General features: G+C 47.5%; 18 protein-coding genes. 4 read left to right on the top strand and 14 right to left on the bottom strand.

Annotated elements, in window-relative coordinates; all coding sequences use genetic code 11:
- Positions 1-87: 87 nt before the first annotated feature.
- The 5 genes from CWB98_RS00840 to CWB98_RS00820 all read right to left on the bottom strand — a co-directional run bounded on the left by CWB98_RS00840 (position 88) and on the right by CWB98_RS00820 (position 3,644).
- Entirely contained in the window at positions 88-282 is a 195-nt protein-coding gene (locus tag CWB98_RS00840; RefSeq protein WP_138543098.1) for a hypothetical protein, read from the bottom strand.
- A 346-nt stretch (positions 283-628) separates the two neighbouring features.
- Entirely contained in the window at positions 629-1,141 is a 513-nt protein-coding gene (locus CWB98_RS00835) for a hypothetical protein (protein WP_138543097.1), read from the bottom strand.
- Between the two features lie 17 nt (positions 1,142-1,158).
- Positions 1,159-2,250, bottom strand: a complete 1,092-nt coding sequence (locus CWB98_RS00830; RefSeq protein WP_249364566.1) for a YHYH protein — start codon at positions 2,248-2,250, stop codon at positions 1,159-1,161.
- Between the two features lie 147 nt (positions 2,251-2,397).
- The gene (locus tag CWB98_RS00825) at positions 2,398-2,874 is read right to left on the bottom strand and encodes a GNAT family N-acetyltransferase (RefSeq protein ID WP_249364565.1); all 477 of its coding nucleotides are present in this window, start codon (positions 2,872-2,874) and stop codon (positions 2,398-2,400) included.
- A 206-nt stretch (positions 2,875-3,080) separates the two neighbouring features.
- Positions 3,081-3,644 carry a TetR/AcrR family transcriptional regulator gene (locus CWB98_RS00820; protein ID WP_138543096.1) on the bottom strand — a complete coding sequence of 188 codons (564 nt, stop codon included), beginning with the start codon at positions 3,642-3,644 and terminating at the stop codon, positions 3,081-3,083.
- 98 nt (positions 3,645-3,742) lie between these two features.
- Here CWB98_RS00820 and CWB98_RS00815 point away from each other — a divergent pair, with 98 nt between their 5' ends.
- Positions 3,743-4,276: a dihydrofolate reductase family protein gene (locus CWB98_RS00815; protein ID WP_138543095.1), complete on the top strand. Its 534-nt coding sequence runs from the start codon at positions 3,743-3,745 to the stop codon at positions 4,274-4,276.
- Positions 4,277-4,322: 46 nt separating this feature from the next.
- Here the strand turns inward: CWB98_RS00815 and CWB98_RS00810 are convergent, their stop codons facing one another.
- From CWB98_RS00810 to CWB98_RS00785, 6 genes are all read right to left on the bottom strand, one after another.
- On the bottom strand, positions 4,323-5,096 hold the full coding sequence (locus tag CWB98_RS00810; protein WP_138543094.1) for a DUF429 domain-containing protein: 774 nt from the start codon (positions 5,094-5,096) through the stop codon (positions 4,323-4,325).
- A gap of 47 nt (positions 5,097-5,143) precedes the next feature.
- Positions 5,144-5,650, bottom strand: a complete 507-nt coding sequence (locus CWB98_RS00805; RefSeq protein ID WP_171045552.1) for a YfiR family protein — start codon at positions 5,648-5,650, stop codon at positions 5,144-5,146.
- Positions 5,643-7,622 carry a TonB-dependent receptor plug domain-containing protein gene (locus CWB98_RS00800; RefSeq protein WP_138543092.1) on the bottom strand — a complete coding sequence of 660 codons (1,980 nt, stop codon included), beginning with the start codon at positions 7,620-7,622 and terminating at the stop codon, positions 5,643-5,645. The genes CWB98_RS00805 and CWB98_RS00800 overlap by 8 nt, the downstream gene beginning before the upstream one ends.
- On the bottom strand, positions 7,619-8,896 hold the full coding sequence (locus CWB98_RS00795) for a sensor domain-containing diguanylate cyclase (RefSeq protein ID WP_138543091.1): 1,278 nt from the start codon (positions 8,894-8,896) through the stop codon (positions 7,619-7,621). The genes CWB98_RS00800 and CWB98_RS00795 overlap by 4 nt, the downstream gene beginning before the upstream one ends.
- 179 nt (positions 8,897-9,075) lie before the next feature.
- Entirely contained in the window at positions 9,076-9,561 is a 486-nt protein-coding gene (locus tag CWB98_RS00790; RefSeq protein ID WP_138543090.1) for a TlpA family protein disulfide reductase, read from the bottom strand.
- On the bottom strand, positions 9,551-11,656 hold the full coding sequence (locus CWB98_RS00785) for a TonB-dependent receptor plug domain-containing protein (RefSeq protein ID WP_138543089.1): 2,106 nt from the start codon (positions 11,654-11,656) through the stop codon (positions 9,551-9,553). The genes CWB98_RS00790 and CWB98_RS00785 overlap by 11 nt, the downstream gene beginning before the upstream one ends.
- A gap of 273 nt (positions 11,657-11,929) precedes the next feature.
- Between CWB98_RS00785 and CWB98_RS00780 the strand changes: the two genes are divergently transcribed.
- Positions 11,930-12,313: a nuclear transport factor 2 family protein gene (locus CWB98_RS00780; protein ID WP_138543088.1), complete on the top strand. Its 384-nt coding sequence runs from the start codon at positions 11,930-11,932 to the stop codon at positions 12,311-12,313.
- Between the two features lie 46 nt (positions 12,314-12,359).
- Positions 12,360-12,968: a LysE family translocator gene (locus CWB98_RS00775; protein WP_138543087.1), complete on the top strand. Its 609-nt coding sequence runs from the start codon at positions 12,360-12,362 to the stop codon at positions 12,966-12,968.
- 72 nt (positions 12,969-13,040) lie between these two features.
- Here CWB98_RS00775 and CWB98_RS00770 read toward each other — a convergent pair whose 3' ends face one another.
- The 3 genes from CWB98_RS00770 to CWB98_RS00760 are packed head-to-tail and all read right to left on the bottom strand — an operon-like array spanning position 13,041 to position 14,606.
- The gene (locus CWB98_RS00770; protein ID WP_138543086.1) at positions 13,041-13,541 is read right to left on the bottom strand and encodes a GNAT family N-acetyltransferase; all 501 of its coding nucleotides are present in this window, start codon (positions 13,539-13,541) and stop codon (positions 13,041-13,043) included.
- 40 nt (positions 13,542-13,581) lie between these two features.
- Entirely contained in the window at positions 13,582-13,938 is a 357-nt protein-coding gene (locus CWB98_RS00765) for a cupin domain-containing protein (protein WP_138543085.1), read from the bottom strand.
- A gap of 38 nt (positions 13,939-13,976) precedes the next feature.
- On the bottom strand, positions 13,977-14,606 hold the full coding sequence (locus tag CWB98_RS00760) for a LysE family translocator (protein WP_138543084.1): 630 nt from the start codon (positions 14,604-14,606) through the stop codon (positions 13,977-13,979).
- Between the two features lie 170 nt (positions 14,607-14,776).
- Between CWB98_RS00760 and CWB98_RS00755 the strand changes: the two genes are divergently transcribed.
- Positions 14,777-16,309: a hybrid sensor histidine kinase/response regulator gene (locus tag CWB98_RS00755; protein ID WP_138543083.1), complete on the top strand. Its 1,533-nt coding sequence runs from the start codon at positions 14,777-14,779 to the stop codon at positions 16,307-16,309.
- Positions 16,310-16,316: the final 7 nt, after the last annotated feature.

The raw sequence follows: 16,316 nt of genomic DNA, 5'->3' as shown, positions 1-16,316 counted from the left end.
GTTAGTTCGCCTTAACCGGTATCACCTAGTCCACACTCAGAACAAAAACAGAGTTGCAGCGCTAAACGCGCCGCAACTCAAATACATTTAACATATGAATGTCGTTTCACAAGCAGTCGGATAATATGAAGGGCAGTCGTTGGCTAGACTTGGAAAAGTAGGGTTGATAGTTACCAGGTTCAGGTCTCGTCCACCTGCCACGTTGGGTGTGGCTTCAAGTACCAAAGTCGCCTGGGTGTTGCTCAAGTTTTTAATCTGTTTTTTCTTAAATGTCAGTTTCATTATCATTCCTTGTGTTGATAAGTAAGTCTCATTAATTATCTTAACTTAATTCAGATTGTTTGCAATAGAGGAACAAGTGTTCAGCTCCCCCATTCAGAGCGAGCTATTGAGTGATATCCGTTGCGCCGCCTTCAGATACCCGGGGCAAACGCCTTTTCAGGCACATTGATGGCACAGCATTAGAGATAAAGACATTGCAAATGGGAGAGTATGACAATTTGTGCGGCTGTACGAGCAACCAGGCATGGGCCAGCCAGCAGCGCATGACATTTAAATAACGAAAAGATGCATGAGTCGCACTGCCCAACTGGCCTCAGCTCAAGCTTTTCAGCCGCCCCGCTGTCACTCAGAACACTTTTGCAGCCTGCTGCTTTGCGGTTAAGGTAAAACGCTGTGATAAACCAAGGCGTTTGTACTTGGCCCGCATAGCTAGTTGCTTGTCATTACCTTTGCCATAAAATCCATTGTGAAATCGAAGCCCTTGCTTGTGGTCAACACCGACAAACTTGCCCATCACCACAATCTGCTCTATCCCGGTCTGGTCGCCGTGATGAGCGGTTTGCGGAGAGAGGATCAAACCTTCAATTTTCTGCTTGGTCTCGCCCTGAGTCATAAAGACTTGCTGCTGAATTGCGTTAAAGATATCCCGGTGCGCTCCTTTAAATTCCTGAACTGACAAATGCCCATCGTTATCAGCATCCGCGCCTGGAAAACTCGACGGGTCGATGGCCACAACCAGATAAGCGCCTGACTCGTCAAAATTCAGCGTACCCTGCTCGGCTACCATTAAGTGAGCATGAGCTGCGCAACTTATTGAAAGGCTGGCAGCCAGCAGTATACCTGTGATGAAATTTCGCATGATTAGCCCTCCTATGACTAAAGCTGGCCTTTTACACACCGCTGAAAGTACGGATAGGTGTCGGTGGCATAGTAATGGTAAATACCTTGAGGGAACTCAGGGGTAACACCATAGCGGCCATTACATTCGTCCAGATCACCACTGCCTGCAACATACTCCCAGTCCTGGGCAAAGGTCCCAAGTGCATAGACAGACGTTGAGGGTCGGTTACTGCTGACGTTCTCCACCAGCTGATAACTCCCCGTCATCACCCTTAATGACGACGTTGAATCTTGTGCATCGCTGTAACCATATCGGGCATAAATAGGAAAGCCGTCTGCAGCCCAGCCAATCAAAGTCATACTGGTTTCAGATCCGCCACGCAGAGCGATAAAGCCTTCCGGCATGCCGTGGTAATGATACGCGCCATTGGGCTGTACATGGGCATTGTTGTCATCGGTACCAAAGTCGAAGCTGGTCTGGCCAAGCGCTTCGATATGCCAGTTTCCGGTGTTACCAACCAAACTACAGCTGTTGCCGGAGTCATCGCATGAACCTGCAGTATTGGCGTCTATTTTAACGCCGTTCAATACGTACCCGGTTGCGCCCCTTGGCCCGCCAAGCGTTGAAACCGTATCCGTTTGTTCGGGCGTCAGGGTGTAACTGACAGAAACCGCTGTTTCGCTGATGGTGTTCGGGTTTCCCGGATTAGGAAAAGTGCCAGTCTGATGATCGGGAATACCGTTCGCTGTGAGTTGTCGGGAGGTGCCTGTACAGTTCCAGTCGGCATTACTGATCATCTGTACCGAGTCGGAGTCATTAAACTCATTGTAAAAGTAGTCACACAGTACACCGTCGGTTGAGCCGGATGTTACTGCGGTACCATTGTCGGTATCAAGTCCTGTTCCCGAATCCTGAGAGCCAGCGTCATCAGTTTCGGACCCGTTGCCGGAATCCTCGGTACCCGAGCTGTCAGCCTGCGTTGCAGACCCTGAACTCGTGCTACTGGCATCAGTGGATGCAGAGTCAGACAGCGTAGCACTCTCACCACCCGACCCTGATCCGCAAGCGGACAATACAAACATCGATATCCACAGCGCCAAAACAGACTTTTTATGAATTGTAACCATATCTGATACTCCCACAGAGTGACCACTTGGTAGCCTGTTGGCTACCTCTGGTTTTCACTATATGAGTGGATTGTGCAAACACGGCGCAAAAAAAGTGCAAATACTGTGCAAGTAGTCAAAGGTTAAACTATTTCGCCAACAATACGGTTAATCACTCAGGCTTTGGAGCGACTTTTCCATATAGAACAAGGGCTGCCCATTGTGCTCTGCCTGTTTGAACTGCCTGTAACCAAGCTTCTGATAGATATGAATACCGCGGGTATTGTCGGCAAATACATCAAGCCAGATACGCTTGCACCCCAGCTCATCGACACAATATTGTTCCATCTTGCTGATGGCGTGCTGACCAATACCGCGGCCTTTAGCACTGACCACAATTCTGCGAAATTCCACACAGGTTTCACCATCGCGTGCCAGAATAATAAAACCGACCAGCGACTGATTGTCATAGATAGACAAATACACTGTCTGTGGCTGTGCCATAGCTACGCGGTGCTGCTCTGCACTATTCGGGAGAATAAAGCCGGATGTATCTGCAGCCCCTTCCATTTCAACAAACCGTTCTACGTCTGTTAATTTTGATTTTTCTAACTCTATCATACGTGGGTCAGTAACCGGCTCCATACTTAACGTCCTGCATCGGATGTTCTTTGGTTGCAAAATCAAAGAATAAACAATAATGCACCTTACTAAAAGCAAATCGCCGTGTAATTACTTCGCATTTGCCGGGTACCTGCTGGCCCTTGAAAGCAAACGCTGTCAGATTTATTCAGATATGGAGGAACTATAGAACCTGAGCGACACACTTAACCAGACAGGTTCTGTAAGTCCTAAGTTTGTGATTCCAAAGAGTGACACAAAAGCGCCAGGGGTCCGTCCATCATTTCGGACTTAATCAGCGCCTTATCGTGGCAGCAGCTGACAGACAAAGCGAAGCCATGTAAGTAATCAGCCAATAAATCAAGACCGGCTTTTTCTGTTTTCTGGTGCAAGCCCAACGGGCCAACAATCGCTTGGTAGCGCTCGGTAAATACCTGAGCAGGACCATAAGATTTCATGCTCAGTATGGTTTGTAATAGTCCATTGTATTCACTCAGCAACTCAATATAGCTGATACATAAACGTTTTAATTCGGCCTGCCAAGCTGAATTTTGGCTGGGCTGATAGATTTGGGCAACGAGCGATGTGGTCAGTGCTTCCAACAGTACAGTCTTATTCTTGAAGTAGTGATAGATAGCCATAGGGTCCACTGCTAAGTGCGTTGCGATGGCACGGACACTTGGCACTTTTCCATCTCTTTTCATTAAGTACTTTGCGGTGTCCAGGATACTTTCAGCACTTAAAAGCGACCGCTTGCCCGCCGGTCGTCCCCGTTTCTTTTCATTGACGGCCATCTGCCTTTCCTTATAAACTGACATTATTCTACACCGTAGAATAAAGTTTAAGTGATTTATTTTCTAAACTCAACCACAGTGAGTGTGAGGGGCAACTGATGGCAAACATTGTATTTATAGCGACGAGCCTGGATGGTTATATCGCTGATAAGCACGGTAAACTCGACTGGCTAAGGTCTGTACCTAACCCGGACAATGTCGATACTGGTTTTAATACCTTGATGACGCGAATTGACGCTATAGTGATGGGACGCAATACCTTCGAAATAGTCATGAGCTTTGATTGTGACTGGCCTTACACCAAGCCTGTATTCGTGGTCAGCAATACCATGACAAAAGTACCACAAGGCTTTGAAGAAAAAGTATTTCTGCTCAAAGGCGAGCCAAAAGAGATTGTTGATAAGCTCAATGCACGAGGGTTTAACGAGCTGTATATCGATGGTGGCGTAACGATTCAAAACTTCCTGCAAGACGATCTGATTGATGAAATGGTGATCACCCGCTTTCCTGTACTGCTTGGCGGCGGTTCACCTTTGTTTGGCGAACTCACCCAGCCATTGCAGTTTAAAGTTGCCAGAAGTGAGATAGTGCTGAAAGACTTGGTTCAAACTACTTACGTACGACAAGCATAACCGTTATTTATATGAGTACTGCCCATGAAATAACGCGTCTCAGCGGTTAATTACCGTAAGGCTGCGCATATTTTTCCTGACTGGGTGGCGACCAGGAAATACACTGAACTTGCGGCACCCAGATATAGCCTTGCTGGTCGCAACCATAGGTTATTCCCGGTGCTTTTATCTGGTACAGCCCGGCAATGTATAAACAGAAAATGGCATCCAGTGCGTCTTCATTGCTTTTAAGAGCTTGCCCGCTCAATGATGCTATGTAGTCCTCAGACAGAGTATGCGAGAACGACTCTGGCACCTCAAGCACTAAAACCGGTGAAGACGCTAGCTGCGTAATTAAGCTGGCCAATGCTATCTGACCGGCCTTGCGCGTAGCAACCTCTCCCTTTTTATAAAGTAACCTCTCGGGAAGTTCAAAACACTCGATCATCGCGGGATGCGGATAGCACTCAATTTGCCATTGTGCCAATGCCAGATGTCCAAACCCCTTGTCCTTTAAGGCCAGCGAGAGGTCGACACTGGCTGCGGCGGGATATAAAGTGGTGTTTGAGGTATGGCAAGACGCTTTACGCGACCCATAGTCTCTGCTGAGCTGCTTTTCACATTCCCGCTGGCCAGTTTGATTCTCGATGATTAGCGGCGCATCAATGGCAATGCCAGTGAGTAACGGCTGATTTGAGATAAAAGCCAAAATATCGCCAAGCCCAAATAAAGCGGGCTCCAGATCTTCCAGTGACAATATACCCTTGTCCAGACGACCCACCGCGGCTGCAGAGGGGTTCTTTTCACTATGCCAGGCCAGATCCAGTCCCATCAAATTCATAAAACTCTCCTTAACGCTTTCCCTATTTTTACACTCGGCTTGTTTGTTCACCGCACCTCAGTGGCCAGTTTCAGTAAGTGGGCGCTGAAGTTCAAGCCGCGGCGTTTTGCATCAGTCAGGTTAACCCGAAAACTGAGGTTATTGGCGTCGGCTATCAGGCCAATCATGGCGCCCTGGCGAAACCCCTCACTGGTATCCGACACCACCAGCACAGGAAATCGCTCAAGATCTTCGAGCCAGTATTGAGTTTGCTGCCGGTTTTGCTGGCTAAGAAACAGGATATCGCAACGTGATATCTCTTGGTTGTTTGGTAATTCAACTACTTCGGTGTCATTTTCCATATCCTGCGCCTGCAGCAGTGAAGTAACAGCCTGATACAAGCCCGAGTTGCCAACAACACAAAAGCGCAACTTCTCGGGCGGCGGCGGAGGCCACTTACTGAACTGACTGAAACGATATAAAAACGCCGCTTTAAGCTCATTCTCGCTCAAGTTTTGCGCTTTTCCTTCGCAAACCAGTAACAATAAACACACCGCAACCAGCTGTTTAATCATTATTCCAGCTCCAGTTGACCGACAAGTGCACTTGCCGGCGGCGCTGCAAATAGGGCGTAAAGCCATCATCGGTGATTTCGAGTATGTCTTTATCTGTGATATTTCTGACTCCCAGTGCGACAAACAGATCCGGGCTATTTTGCCAGTTTAAGCTGATGTCATGGCTGACATACCCAGGCAAATGGCTATCGAAGGTTCTCCTTTTACTGACTCCGTAAGAGTTCAGGCTCAGCTTAAAATTCGAGCTGCCCAGAGGCATGCTGAAACGCATCTTGCCAATAAATTCAGGTGAGTTCGCTATGCCAAACCCGCCTCGCAGCCTGGAGCGTTGAATGGCTAAATTGGCAATCATAGACATGCCCTTTTCCCAACGTTTATCCACTCCGAATTCGAATCCATGGCTCCTGATAGGTGGCGGGTTAAAGTAAATTGGCCGGAAGAAGTCCTGATGGATCAGGTTATCTATGTTGGCGTAATAAAAACTAGTAAAAGACGACAACGAGTCGCTCCAACGCTGCACCAGGCTAACCTCATTGTAGTCTATCGTTTCGTTTTCCGGGTTTGGCTCGCTGAACACACTGTTGGCGTTGCGTTCCAGGAAATTCGCCACTCTGAACGCACGGCTGTGACGCAGTAACAGATGGTGACCTTCCAGGAAGCTGTATTTAAAGGTAAAACTGGGCGACCATCTGGCAGGGCTAAAATCAGAGTCGTCGTGCCTTAAGGCCCATTGGAGCTTAAACCTGGGATTAATACGCCACAGGTCCTGAAAATACAGGCCGTAACGGTTTTCGTTGCTTTTTTGTTCAAAGTTAAATTGGGAGGGCAAACTGGACCGAGAACTAAATTCCTGCCGGTGATCCTTCTGAAAATCTATTCCCACCATAAACTCATGGTTTTCAACGCCTAAAAAGACTAACTGCCCGTCCAGGTTGCTCCAGCGACCGGAATTCATGGGCCGAACAAACTCCACTTCACCGCCTTGCAGTGTCAATGGCACGCTGCGTATCAGGTCATTGCCATGCGTGGATATATGAAAATAGGCTTCCATATCATCTGAAACTTTGTCGTCATAGGTCAGAGCCAGAAAATAAGCTTCGTTATCAAGCGTTTCAAGTTCAGGCGCCGTTGGCTCTGCCTCGCTGCTAAACAACACACTGAAGCCATCGGGAAAACTACGCTGACGCCTCGAAGCCGCAGCCTGCAGCTGTAAACTGCCCGTTTGATGGCTGAGCATAATTCTGCTGCTGCTCTCCTTGTTCAGATCTTGCCACCTCAGCAACTCTGCTGGTGCGCCAGGTACAGGAAAATCCTTAGATCTTAATCGGGAACCACTAAGGGACAACCAGCTGTCGGCGCCTGACTCAGAGCGCATTCCGACGGTTACTCGTCCATGCTGTGTATCATCATTGGTCACCGAGAATGCTGTATTCAGGCCACGTAACTTGCTACTGGTTTTAGTGACTATGTTGATCACACCCAAAAGCGCATTGTTCCCATACAAGGCAGCGGACGCACCCGGGCTGTATTCAACTCGCTCAATCAAACCTACATCGACAAAGTTTTCATAGCCTAATAACCCTGCATCCAGCAGATTTTCGTTCATTCTGGTGCCATCAAGCAAGAACAAAAAGCGCGAATTAAAGTCTCCCGGCCGGCCTATACCTCGCGCGCCCAGATAGATAAATGAACTGTTATCCCGTGTGGTGATCCCCACAAACATGGTTAGTATGTCGGCAAGTGACTGCAGGTTAAATTGTCTGATGTCTTTGTCTGTGATCACATGGGTGACGGCCATACTATCGCTGCTTGAACGTTCAATTCGGGAACCAGCAGATATTTGGGTATTACTGGGCAATTGATTGAGCTGCTGACTGAGCAAGTCTTCAAGATCCGGGAGTGGGTCATTCTTTGCCTCTACACTGAGCGACAAAAACCCCATAAGTCCGGCAATAAGATAACGCTGATTCATACTGATGCCTGTTTGCTAAAGACCTTAAAGTTGTTCTTACCCGCACGTTTTGCCGCGTACATGGCATCGTCGGCGCAATTTAACAAGTCCATAGGCGCGCTGGCATCCAGTGGGGTATAGGCAAGGCCAATACTGATACCAATCGGCATCACGGTATCCTTTATGACTATAGGGCGGTTAATAATGGTGACTATTCTTGCTGCCAGCTTTTCAGCATTTTCTGTCGACTCTATGCTTGGCAGAAGTAATGCAAATTCATCACCACCCAATCGGCATAACAAATCATCACTGCGGATCATGGCACTGATCCGCTTGCCAACTTCAATAAGCGTGTCGTCGCCGGCATCATGACCATAGTTGTCATTGACGAATTTAAAGTTGTCTAAATCAATGAACATCAGGCAACTCAGCGGCCTTGGCATGCATGCTTCGCAGGTAATTTCTTTGAGCATTTGGTTTAATGCCACCCGATTAGGGAGGTTAGTGAGTGGGTCAGTTCGTACCATTTGTTTGAGCTGCTGTCCCTGCGCCTGCTCCTGCTCTAGCTGCTGACGCAACTCCGCCTGAGAAATATCGACACGTTTGAGCAACTCATTAAAACTGCGGGTCAGAATGCCGATTTCATCATCTCGGATCACATTTGCCCGCAACTGAAAATTATGTTCACTGGATACGCGCTGGGCCAGCTCTGACAGTGCTATCAGAGGTGTCAGGGCTTTGCGCTGTACACGCGACAGCAAAAAAGCCGACACCGTAAACAAAGCGGCAATCAGTAACGCTAACATCAGCACCAGATGCAAATACCAATACATCATGCTGGTTAAATCGATCACCATTATGAGATCACCCTCGACTTTGCCTTTAATCGCAACCGGGTAATATAAGCGCATTCGCACGCCCTCGTACTCGCGCTGAGGTTCAGATCCTATTTGCTGATATAGTGCAGAGGAAGGAACAAAACTGGGGTCGGCATATTCACTGAATACTTCGCCAGAGGTTTTACGCAAAGAAACAAATAGCACGTCCTTTTTGATCCCAACCAGTGTGAGTTCTTTGGTTGCGGTATCTACATCGTTAAACACCAGCATCGGCACCACATTATGTGCCAGTTGCGCAAGATTAATTTCAGCGGCCTCGGCCTGGCGGTCGCGAACAACAAACCACAACAAAATAGATGTCAGCGAGAACACCAACAGCATACTAATTGCCATTACCGACAAATTTAGCTGAGTAAGTCTCTTTACCAGAGACATAGATGGTAACGGCTCGCTCAAGCGCCCCCCAATAAACCAGATGACTGTATGGTCTTAATAAATATAGAAGAGAGCTGTACAAAAAACAGTAAGTAACAGGCAATTCGCGAATTTTATTGAGTTTATTGCAATACAAAAGTATTTGCTGAGCTATTAAGTTACCTCAGCAAAGCGTACACAGGTTTCGGTGTAGTAACCGACTAGAGGCACTCTGTAACTTGGTGCTCGTTCAGCAAAGCTAATAATGTGTCCCGCGAGCGATAACCCTGAGTGTAAAAAATAAGCTCGCCCTGCGCATTAAATATCAAAGTCATGGGCACGGGAGGCTTTTTCCCCAGAGACTGAGTGATTGCCGGGCTACTCAGAAAGGCCGGAAATGTATTGTGTTTACGTCGTAAAGCGCGCCGCAGGTCTTGTCGATTGCCATTGACTCCCATCATAATCGGCTGTACCCCGGTGCAGTGCTCAACCAGATTACTTAATGCCGTATGCTGCTTTTCACACCAGCGGCAGTTTGGCATAAAAAAAGACATCACTACTGGCGTCCCACTAAAAGAGGTCAACGTTTGCTGCTCACCATAGTCAGCGTCATCAAGACGCTGCATAGATTGGGTAAAAAAGTCAGTCGCCTGACTCTCAAACCCCAGGCAAGTGACCAGCAACATGGCTACCCATTTAAAACTCATAGGTGAGCCCAAGGTAAGCCTGCCTGCCTCTCAGTGGACCGTGGATATACACCACATCATAGCCCCCTTCGGCATCGTACATCAGCGGGCTCCCCATATCTTCAGCCTGGTTATAATCAAACAGATTGCTGGCACCAGCATAGAGGCTGAGCGCTTTGGAAAGGGGCTTTACCACTTTAACGTCAACCGTGACATAACTCTCAGCCGTGGTGGGTTTGGCAAACTCACCGTTGGCATCGTTAAAACCGTCATAGCCATAGTCTGTCAGATCTCGACTCGCTACCCAGATAGCGCTGGTTATGATTTCCCACTCATTTACGTGCAGATCTGCACTGAGCGTCGCGCGCTTTTCAATGGGGGCGATGCCAAATGAGGCTTTAAAGGTGTTATCATAGTGATATTGCTCAGCAATGGCCGACACTGTCAGAGTGTCAGAGACCTGCCAGTTTGCAGAAATATCCGTCGCTGTCACAGCCGCGGTTTCCGTTAACTGAGTGAGCACCGGCGTGCCTGAATCGGTATGAGATAAAGTTGCCAGGTGATCTACTTTGGTGTGAGCGGCTGACGCTGTCACAGTGAGCATTTCTGTCTCGTAACTGAGTGAGTAAGTTGCCGACTTTGAGCGTTCAGGTTCACTTACATCGACCTGAAACCCCTTGCCTGAATCCAGTATCCCGTGATCACTTTCAAAGAAAGATAAAGGCGCACGATAACCCTGCCCCAATGACAGGCGTGAGGTAAAGGTTTCGTTGTGGAAATAACGCATATCAACTCTGGGCGAAAAGATGGTTTTATCGATTTCAATGCCAGGTTTTTGCGGGTCTACAAAGTCGGCCTGGATCTGATCCAAACGCAGCGCCGCTGACACTTCAAATGACTCATCAGGTAACCAGGTATCCTGAATGTAGAGGCCGGTTGTATCATAATCGAAGCTGTCGGATACATAATTTGCCGTGTTTTGCAGCGCAGCAGACGATGAGCGCATCTTCTCATCTCGTTTGTCCACCCCAAAAGTAAGCAGGTGTTCCGCATTCAAATCATAGTTAAAACGTACCGAGTAATAGTACATAGTGTCTTCAGCATAGTAATCTGTGCTTTCGTAGAATGAGTCCTGAATATGATCCACATAAGCCAAGCTCGATGTGACATTCAGGCGCGAAGAAATTTCATGTAACCAACTGATGCTGGCCTCTTCTCGCTCTGTTTTAACCCACTCTGCGGTTTCCCAGGCATTGCCGATATAGCGATTTCTCACATCATCATTCACAAACAAGGCGTCGGCTTCCCCTTGGCTGACGCTGGCCAAAGTGGCAGAGATACTGGTTGCGGTATCACCCAGAACCGGACCGCCAAAGACCTCGGATTGGGTTTGATTCAGTCGCACACGGATATTGTCTGAATAACCAAGATCATGAGACACCATTAACGTCAGTGACTGATTGGTCAGAGCCGGGTTTTCACTGACGCCATTGGCATCGCCGTCAAACTGATCTTTGTTATCATACTGCCCTATCAGGGTTGCACGAGTGTTGCCATCTGCACTAATGCCACTGGCCAGTGCAGAGATGAGCTTGTAGCCATTTGTGCCCGTCGCCATATCCAGCTCAATTTTATCTTCAGCAGGCTCAGCCGTTACCAGGTTAACGGTGCCACCAATCGCCTCTGGTGCAGTCAGCGAGGCACCGGCACCTCGGGCAATCTCTATTCGACCAATCCCGGATGCTGCTACTGAGTCCATCCCATAAAAGCCAGAAATCATGGTATGCATGGGGATGCCGTCAACCAGAACGTTCGTATGCTCTCCTTTGAGGCCATTGATCATGATCCGCTTTGCGCCACACATAGCGCACTCATTGGACACCCGAATGCCAATGGCATTTTGGATTGCATCTGCCAAACTGGAGGACTGGGTATTTTTTATATACTCGTTTGAAAGTAGCTCTGTTTTAGCAATATCGTCTTTTAATGCACCCGACTTGATCAAACGTGAGCGCACGCCTTGTACCTCTATTTTTTCGACTGACTTTTCCACCTCTGTTGCAGGCGCAGATGCAGCTGACGCAATAACCGTTAGCGTTGACAATAGCAATGACATGTTTGTGAGATCCTAGTTCTTATCTTAGTTACAACCAAAAATGTTATAATATAACATTTCAATAATCACTAAATTGGGGTTAATTACTAAAAACGTAAGACGAAGTGAATAATTTAGTCGAGTGAAGACTGACTGCAGCGCCATCAGGATCGCTCGTATTTTGGCGTTGCTTACCAGGAAGTCAGTTGCCAAACAATGCGCCAGTCGATTTAATAGGTCTTGGCTCTGTGCTAAGTTACGGTTACAAACATGTTTTAAATAAGGAGAATTTACATGTCAGAACATAATCATATTGATTTGATCGAGGCTTATATTCATGCCTACAACACCTTTGATATTAGCGCTATGCTGGCGCTGCTGGATGAACAGGTCGTTTTTGAAAACGAAGCAAGTGGTGAGATCACGGCAAGCGCACATGGTAAAGCGGCGTTTGAGCAACTCGCTGTTCAGGGTGCTGCGTTATTCGAAACCCGCCAACAGACGATTACCGAGCTGGCTCTGGGGGAGTATGCGGTTACAGCCTACATTCAATATCAGGCAACCCTGGCAGCCGACCTGCCGAATGGCTTGAGCGCAGGAGATACACTAGAGCTTAATGGCGAAACCCAATTTCGATTCCAGAATAACAAAATCACTTATATTAAAGACGTGAGTTGAGGCCTACTCAGCCACACATTTTACAGAAATAAAAAGGATAGAGTGCATGACCTTTGAACATTACCTTGCGTTGTTTGTCGCGATGTTTCTGGTCGCCGTCATACCCGGACCCGCCGTTTTCGCGATTACTTCAGCCTCCGTTGCCAGTGGCTACAAGCAAGGTATTAGTATGACCCTGGGCTTATTGCTGGCCGACTACGTGTTCATTCTGCTCGCAATTTCAGGGTTGGCTGTCGTTGCCGAAGTCCTGGGTGGCGCCTTTGTTATCATCAAATACCTCTGCGCGGCTTACCTTATCTGGATGGGGGTTTCACTGCTACTGTCCAAACCCGATACAACGCCTACAGACACCGCAACCCCCTGCACCCACTCGGCCATACTGAGCGGTTTTTTGCTCACGCTGAGTAACCCTAAAGCCATTGTTTTTTATGTTGCCTTGTTTCCCACCTTCGTGGCCATAGAAAGTATGACCTATGTGGATATTTTGGGGATCATGGTATGTGCAACCCTAGCATTTGGCTCAGTTAACCTTGGATACGTTTATTTAGGCAGTCAAGCCAGAAAGCTGATATCAACGCCAAAACGGCTTACCGCGCTCAACCGGTGTGCCGGCTCAGTACTGGCAGCATCTGGCGTCACGATTGCAGTACGCTGATCGGCTTAACGAAGACACACTGGCATTTGTGTGGTCTTTACCAGACTGCGCTGAGTTTAGTTAAGCGTATTGTTATAACGCTATTGCAAGGATACAGCTCTTTTGTGACCCGGCACTGCGTTTGTCCGGGTCAAAAAACGTATCCACGATATGAAACCCAGCCTTTCGCATCATACCCGCAGATGCTAAGTTCTCTTCATGCCGCTCAATTAGGACTGCTTCACCACCGGCTTGCTTTGCCTGTTCGATACAAGCTTGCAGCAGAGCTGTGGCAACTCCTTTACCGCCATGCTGACTCGCAACCACCACATCACCGATAAAATACATCGCTCTGTGATTGGTATATTTGACCAGGTAGTCCGGGCTGTGGGCGCCGTCAATCAGCACCGCAAAGCCGATAATTTCATCATTTTGTACTGCCACCACAGCACTTGCTGCGCCGCACTTGAGCAGCTCAAATTCGGCATTAACGCCAGCTTCGGTGAGGTAGTTCCATTCATTCTGACCGTGCTGCCATAATAGTTTTTTTAAGACGTCAGCTTCTGTTGCTAGCGCGAGTCGATAGGTAATCATATGGGTAATCCTTACATTATTATTGTACTTATAAATCAATTCAGTTGTGTGTCGCCCCAAGTTCAACCCTATCACCATGACTGGGCGGCGTTGAAGTCACGATGAATATCAGGTCTTCATGATGTGTATTACTTAGCTGATGAGCAATACCGGCAGGTACATACAGACCCTGGTGTGACTGCAATGTATGAACAGCGCCATCCACTTCCAGCGTAGCAACGCCACTGAGTACAAAGAAAAACTGCTCTGCACGGCTGTGATAATGTCGACGCTCTGCCCCGCCTGGCGGCACACGTTCCTGTATCACACTGAGCGCGGTCGACTTGACCAGATGCCAGCCATCACATTGCGCTCCCCACAGATAATGCTCTGCGTTGTCTTTCGAAATCGGGGTCACGGTTACTCCTGTGTAAATGCCCTTTACAGTACTTTGTATCACGATGTGGTTACCAGTCCAGACAACTGTTCCACAAGCTCTTTTAACACCGGCAAGATGGATATGACTAATAAAGCAGCCATGGTCAGGTTGAAACGTTTTCGACTGGCAGCACTGTTAAGCCAATTCTTAAGCAAAGAACCAAACAGCAACCAGACACCAACACAAGGGAAAGAAACCAGCAAAAAGGTAGTAGCAATCAACACTGTCTGACTATCAACGCCTGACCCAAGCGTGGTAAATGCTGCAACTGCACCAGTAGCAACCACCCAGGCTTTGCCGTTGATCCATTGGAACAAGGCGCCTTTTAGAAATGACAGGGGTTTGCTTTGACTCTGGGCGTCCTGAGTATCCGCAGAGCGAGCGATCAACAAAGCCAGGTAAAGCAAATATAATACCCCAGCACATTTGATGATCATATGCAGTGCAGGAAACCACTCAAAAAGCCGTGAAAAACCCAGCCCAACCAGTAGCAGCATAAAGGCAAAGCCTATACAAATACCACTGAGCAGCGGTAAACTCCTTTGAATCCCGAAGTTTACCCCTGACGTCATCACCATAATATTATTGGGTCCGGGTGTCACTGAAGATGATATGGCAAAAAGTACAACAGCATAGAGGTAATCCATTGAGCGTCATTCCGTGTTTTGTTGATTAATCCTCTTTTACAGAACACTATACAAACATACAAGTGGCAATTTTAGTACAAACCAACCTGCTCGTTATACTTTATTGGCTTTGCTCTTTTTCATAAACTCAGCCTATACTCTACACAAAATAGGTTTATACCGATGGAAATATGCACAGACTAGAAAAGGAACTCTACGAGCGTATCAAGAGTGATCCTGCGCTGTTTGAGTTTGTTCAGGAGTCTTCGCTGGATGGGATCTGGTTTTGGGATCTGGAAAACCCCGATGAAGAATGGATGAGTGACAAGCTCTGGCGCACTCTGGGCTACGACCCCGACACAAAAACACATAATGTATCCGAGTGGCAGTCAATCATTGATCAAGGTGACTTGGCAAAAGCTATAGAAAACTTTAACCGTCACGCTGAAGATCCAACTCACCCTTACGACCAAATCGTCCGTTATCAGCATGCCAACGGGTCAACTGTGTGGATCCGTTGCAGAGGTATGATCCTGAGAAATGCGCGAGGAGAGCCTGTACGCATGCTTGGTGCGCACACTGACGTCACCAAAGTGAAAGAAAGTGAGCAGCAGGCCATTGATGCTTTGCGTGCCAGAGATCGCTTTTTTGCTCGTATGTCTCATGAAATTCGCACGCCTCTATTTGGTATGTTGGGGGTTGCTGAATCGTTAAAAAACACCGTACAAAACCCCGATATACTGCGTGATTTACACACTATATTAGATTGCGGTGAACAACTTCAATCGCTGCTCAATGACATTCTCACACTGACTAAACTGGAAGCCGGAAAACTTACCACCAGTCTTGAAACCGTTTCATTGCAACAAATATTTTTGCATCTCCAGCGACTCTATGAAGGCACAGCAAAAGAAAAAGGGCTGACCCTGGAGGTCGCAAATACGAATTGCCAGGCTTTATTTTGTAAAACTGACAAAGTCCGCCTGACTCAGGCCCTCAGTAACCTTTTGAGCAACGCCATAAAATACACCAAACAAGGCAAAGTCTCTGTGAATGCCAAGTACCATAATGGCAAATGTGATCTCATTATTCAGGACACTGGTGTTGGAATAAAAGACATAACAGCAGTTTGTGAGCCCTACTCACAGGAAAAACATGCGGATCTCACAGGAATAGGCAGCACCGGACTGGGGCTGGATGTTGTAATACAACTGTGCGATATTCTTGGATACGAGTTTTCACTACAGTCAGAAGTAAATGTGGGCACTACAGCCATCATACGTTTGGCTGCACAGAAAGATGTATCACAAAAGAGCAGTTCAACTGAGCATGAACAACATAGTCCCGAGTCGACTTTGCAGCTGGGAAATGTGCTCGTAGTCGACGATAACGCCATAAATCTGATTGTGGCAAACCGAATGCTAGAAGGCCATTGCGCATTGTTAGACAATGCACAGAACGGAATAGAGGCACTTAACAAACTTAAGAGTGGCCCTGGCTACGACATTGTATTACTCGATATAAATATGCCTGGTATGAGCGGTTATGATGTACTTAAACAGCTCACTGAACTCAGGTTACCAGTCACACCAAACATCGTGATGCTTTCTGCGGATGCATATGAAGCCACCAAAGTCACCTGCCTTGAACTGGGCGCACATGATTATCTGGTAAAGCCGTATTCGCAAAATCAACTATTTTCAGTCCTCAGTAGATTGCCATAACACGTAC

This window comes from Pseudoalteromonas rubra, assembly GCF_005887115.1.
GTDB lineage: Bacteria > Pseudomonadota > Gammaproteobacteria > Enterobacterales > Alteromonadaceae > Pseudoalteromonas > Pseudoalteromonas rubra_F.
Note: the sequence above shows the minus strand (reverse complement) of the source record. Positions and strands in the feature narration are given on the sequence as shown.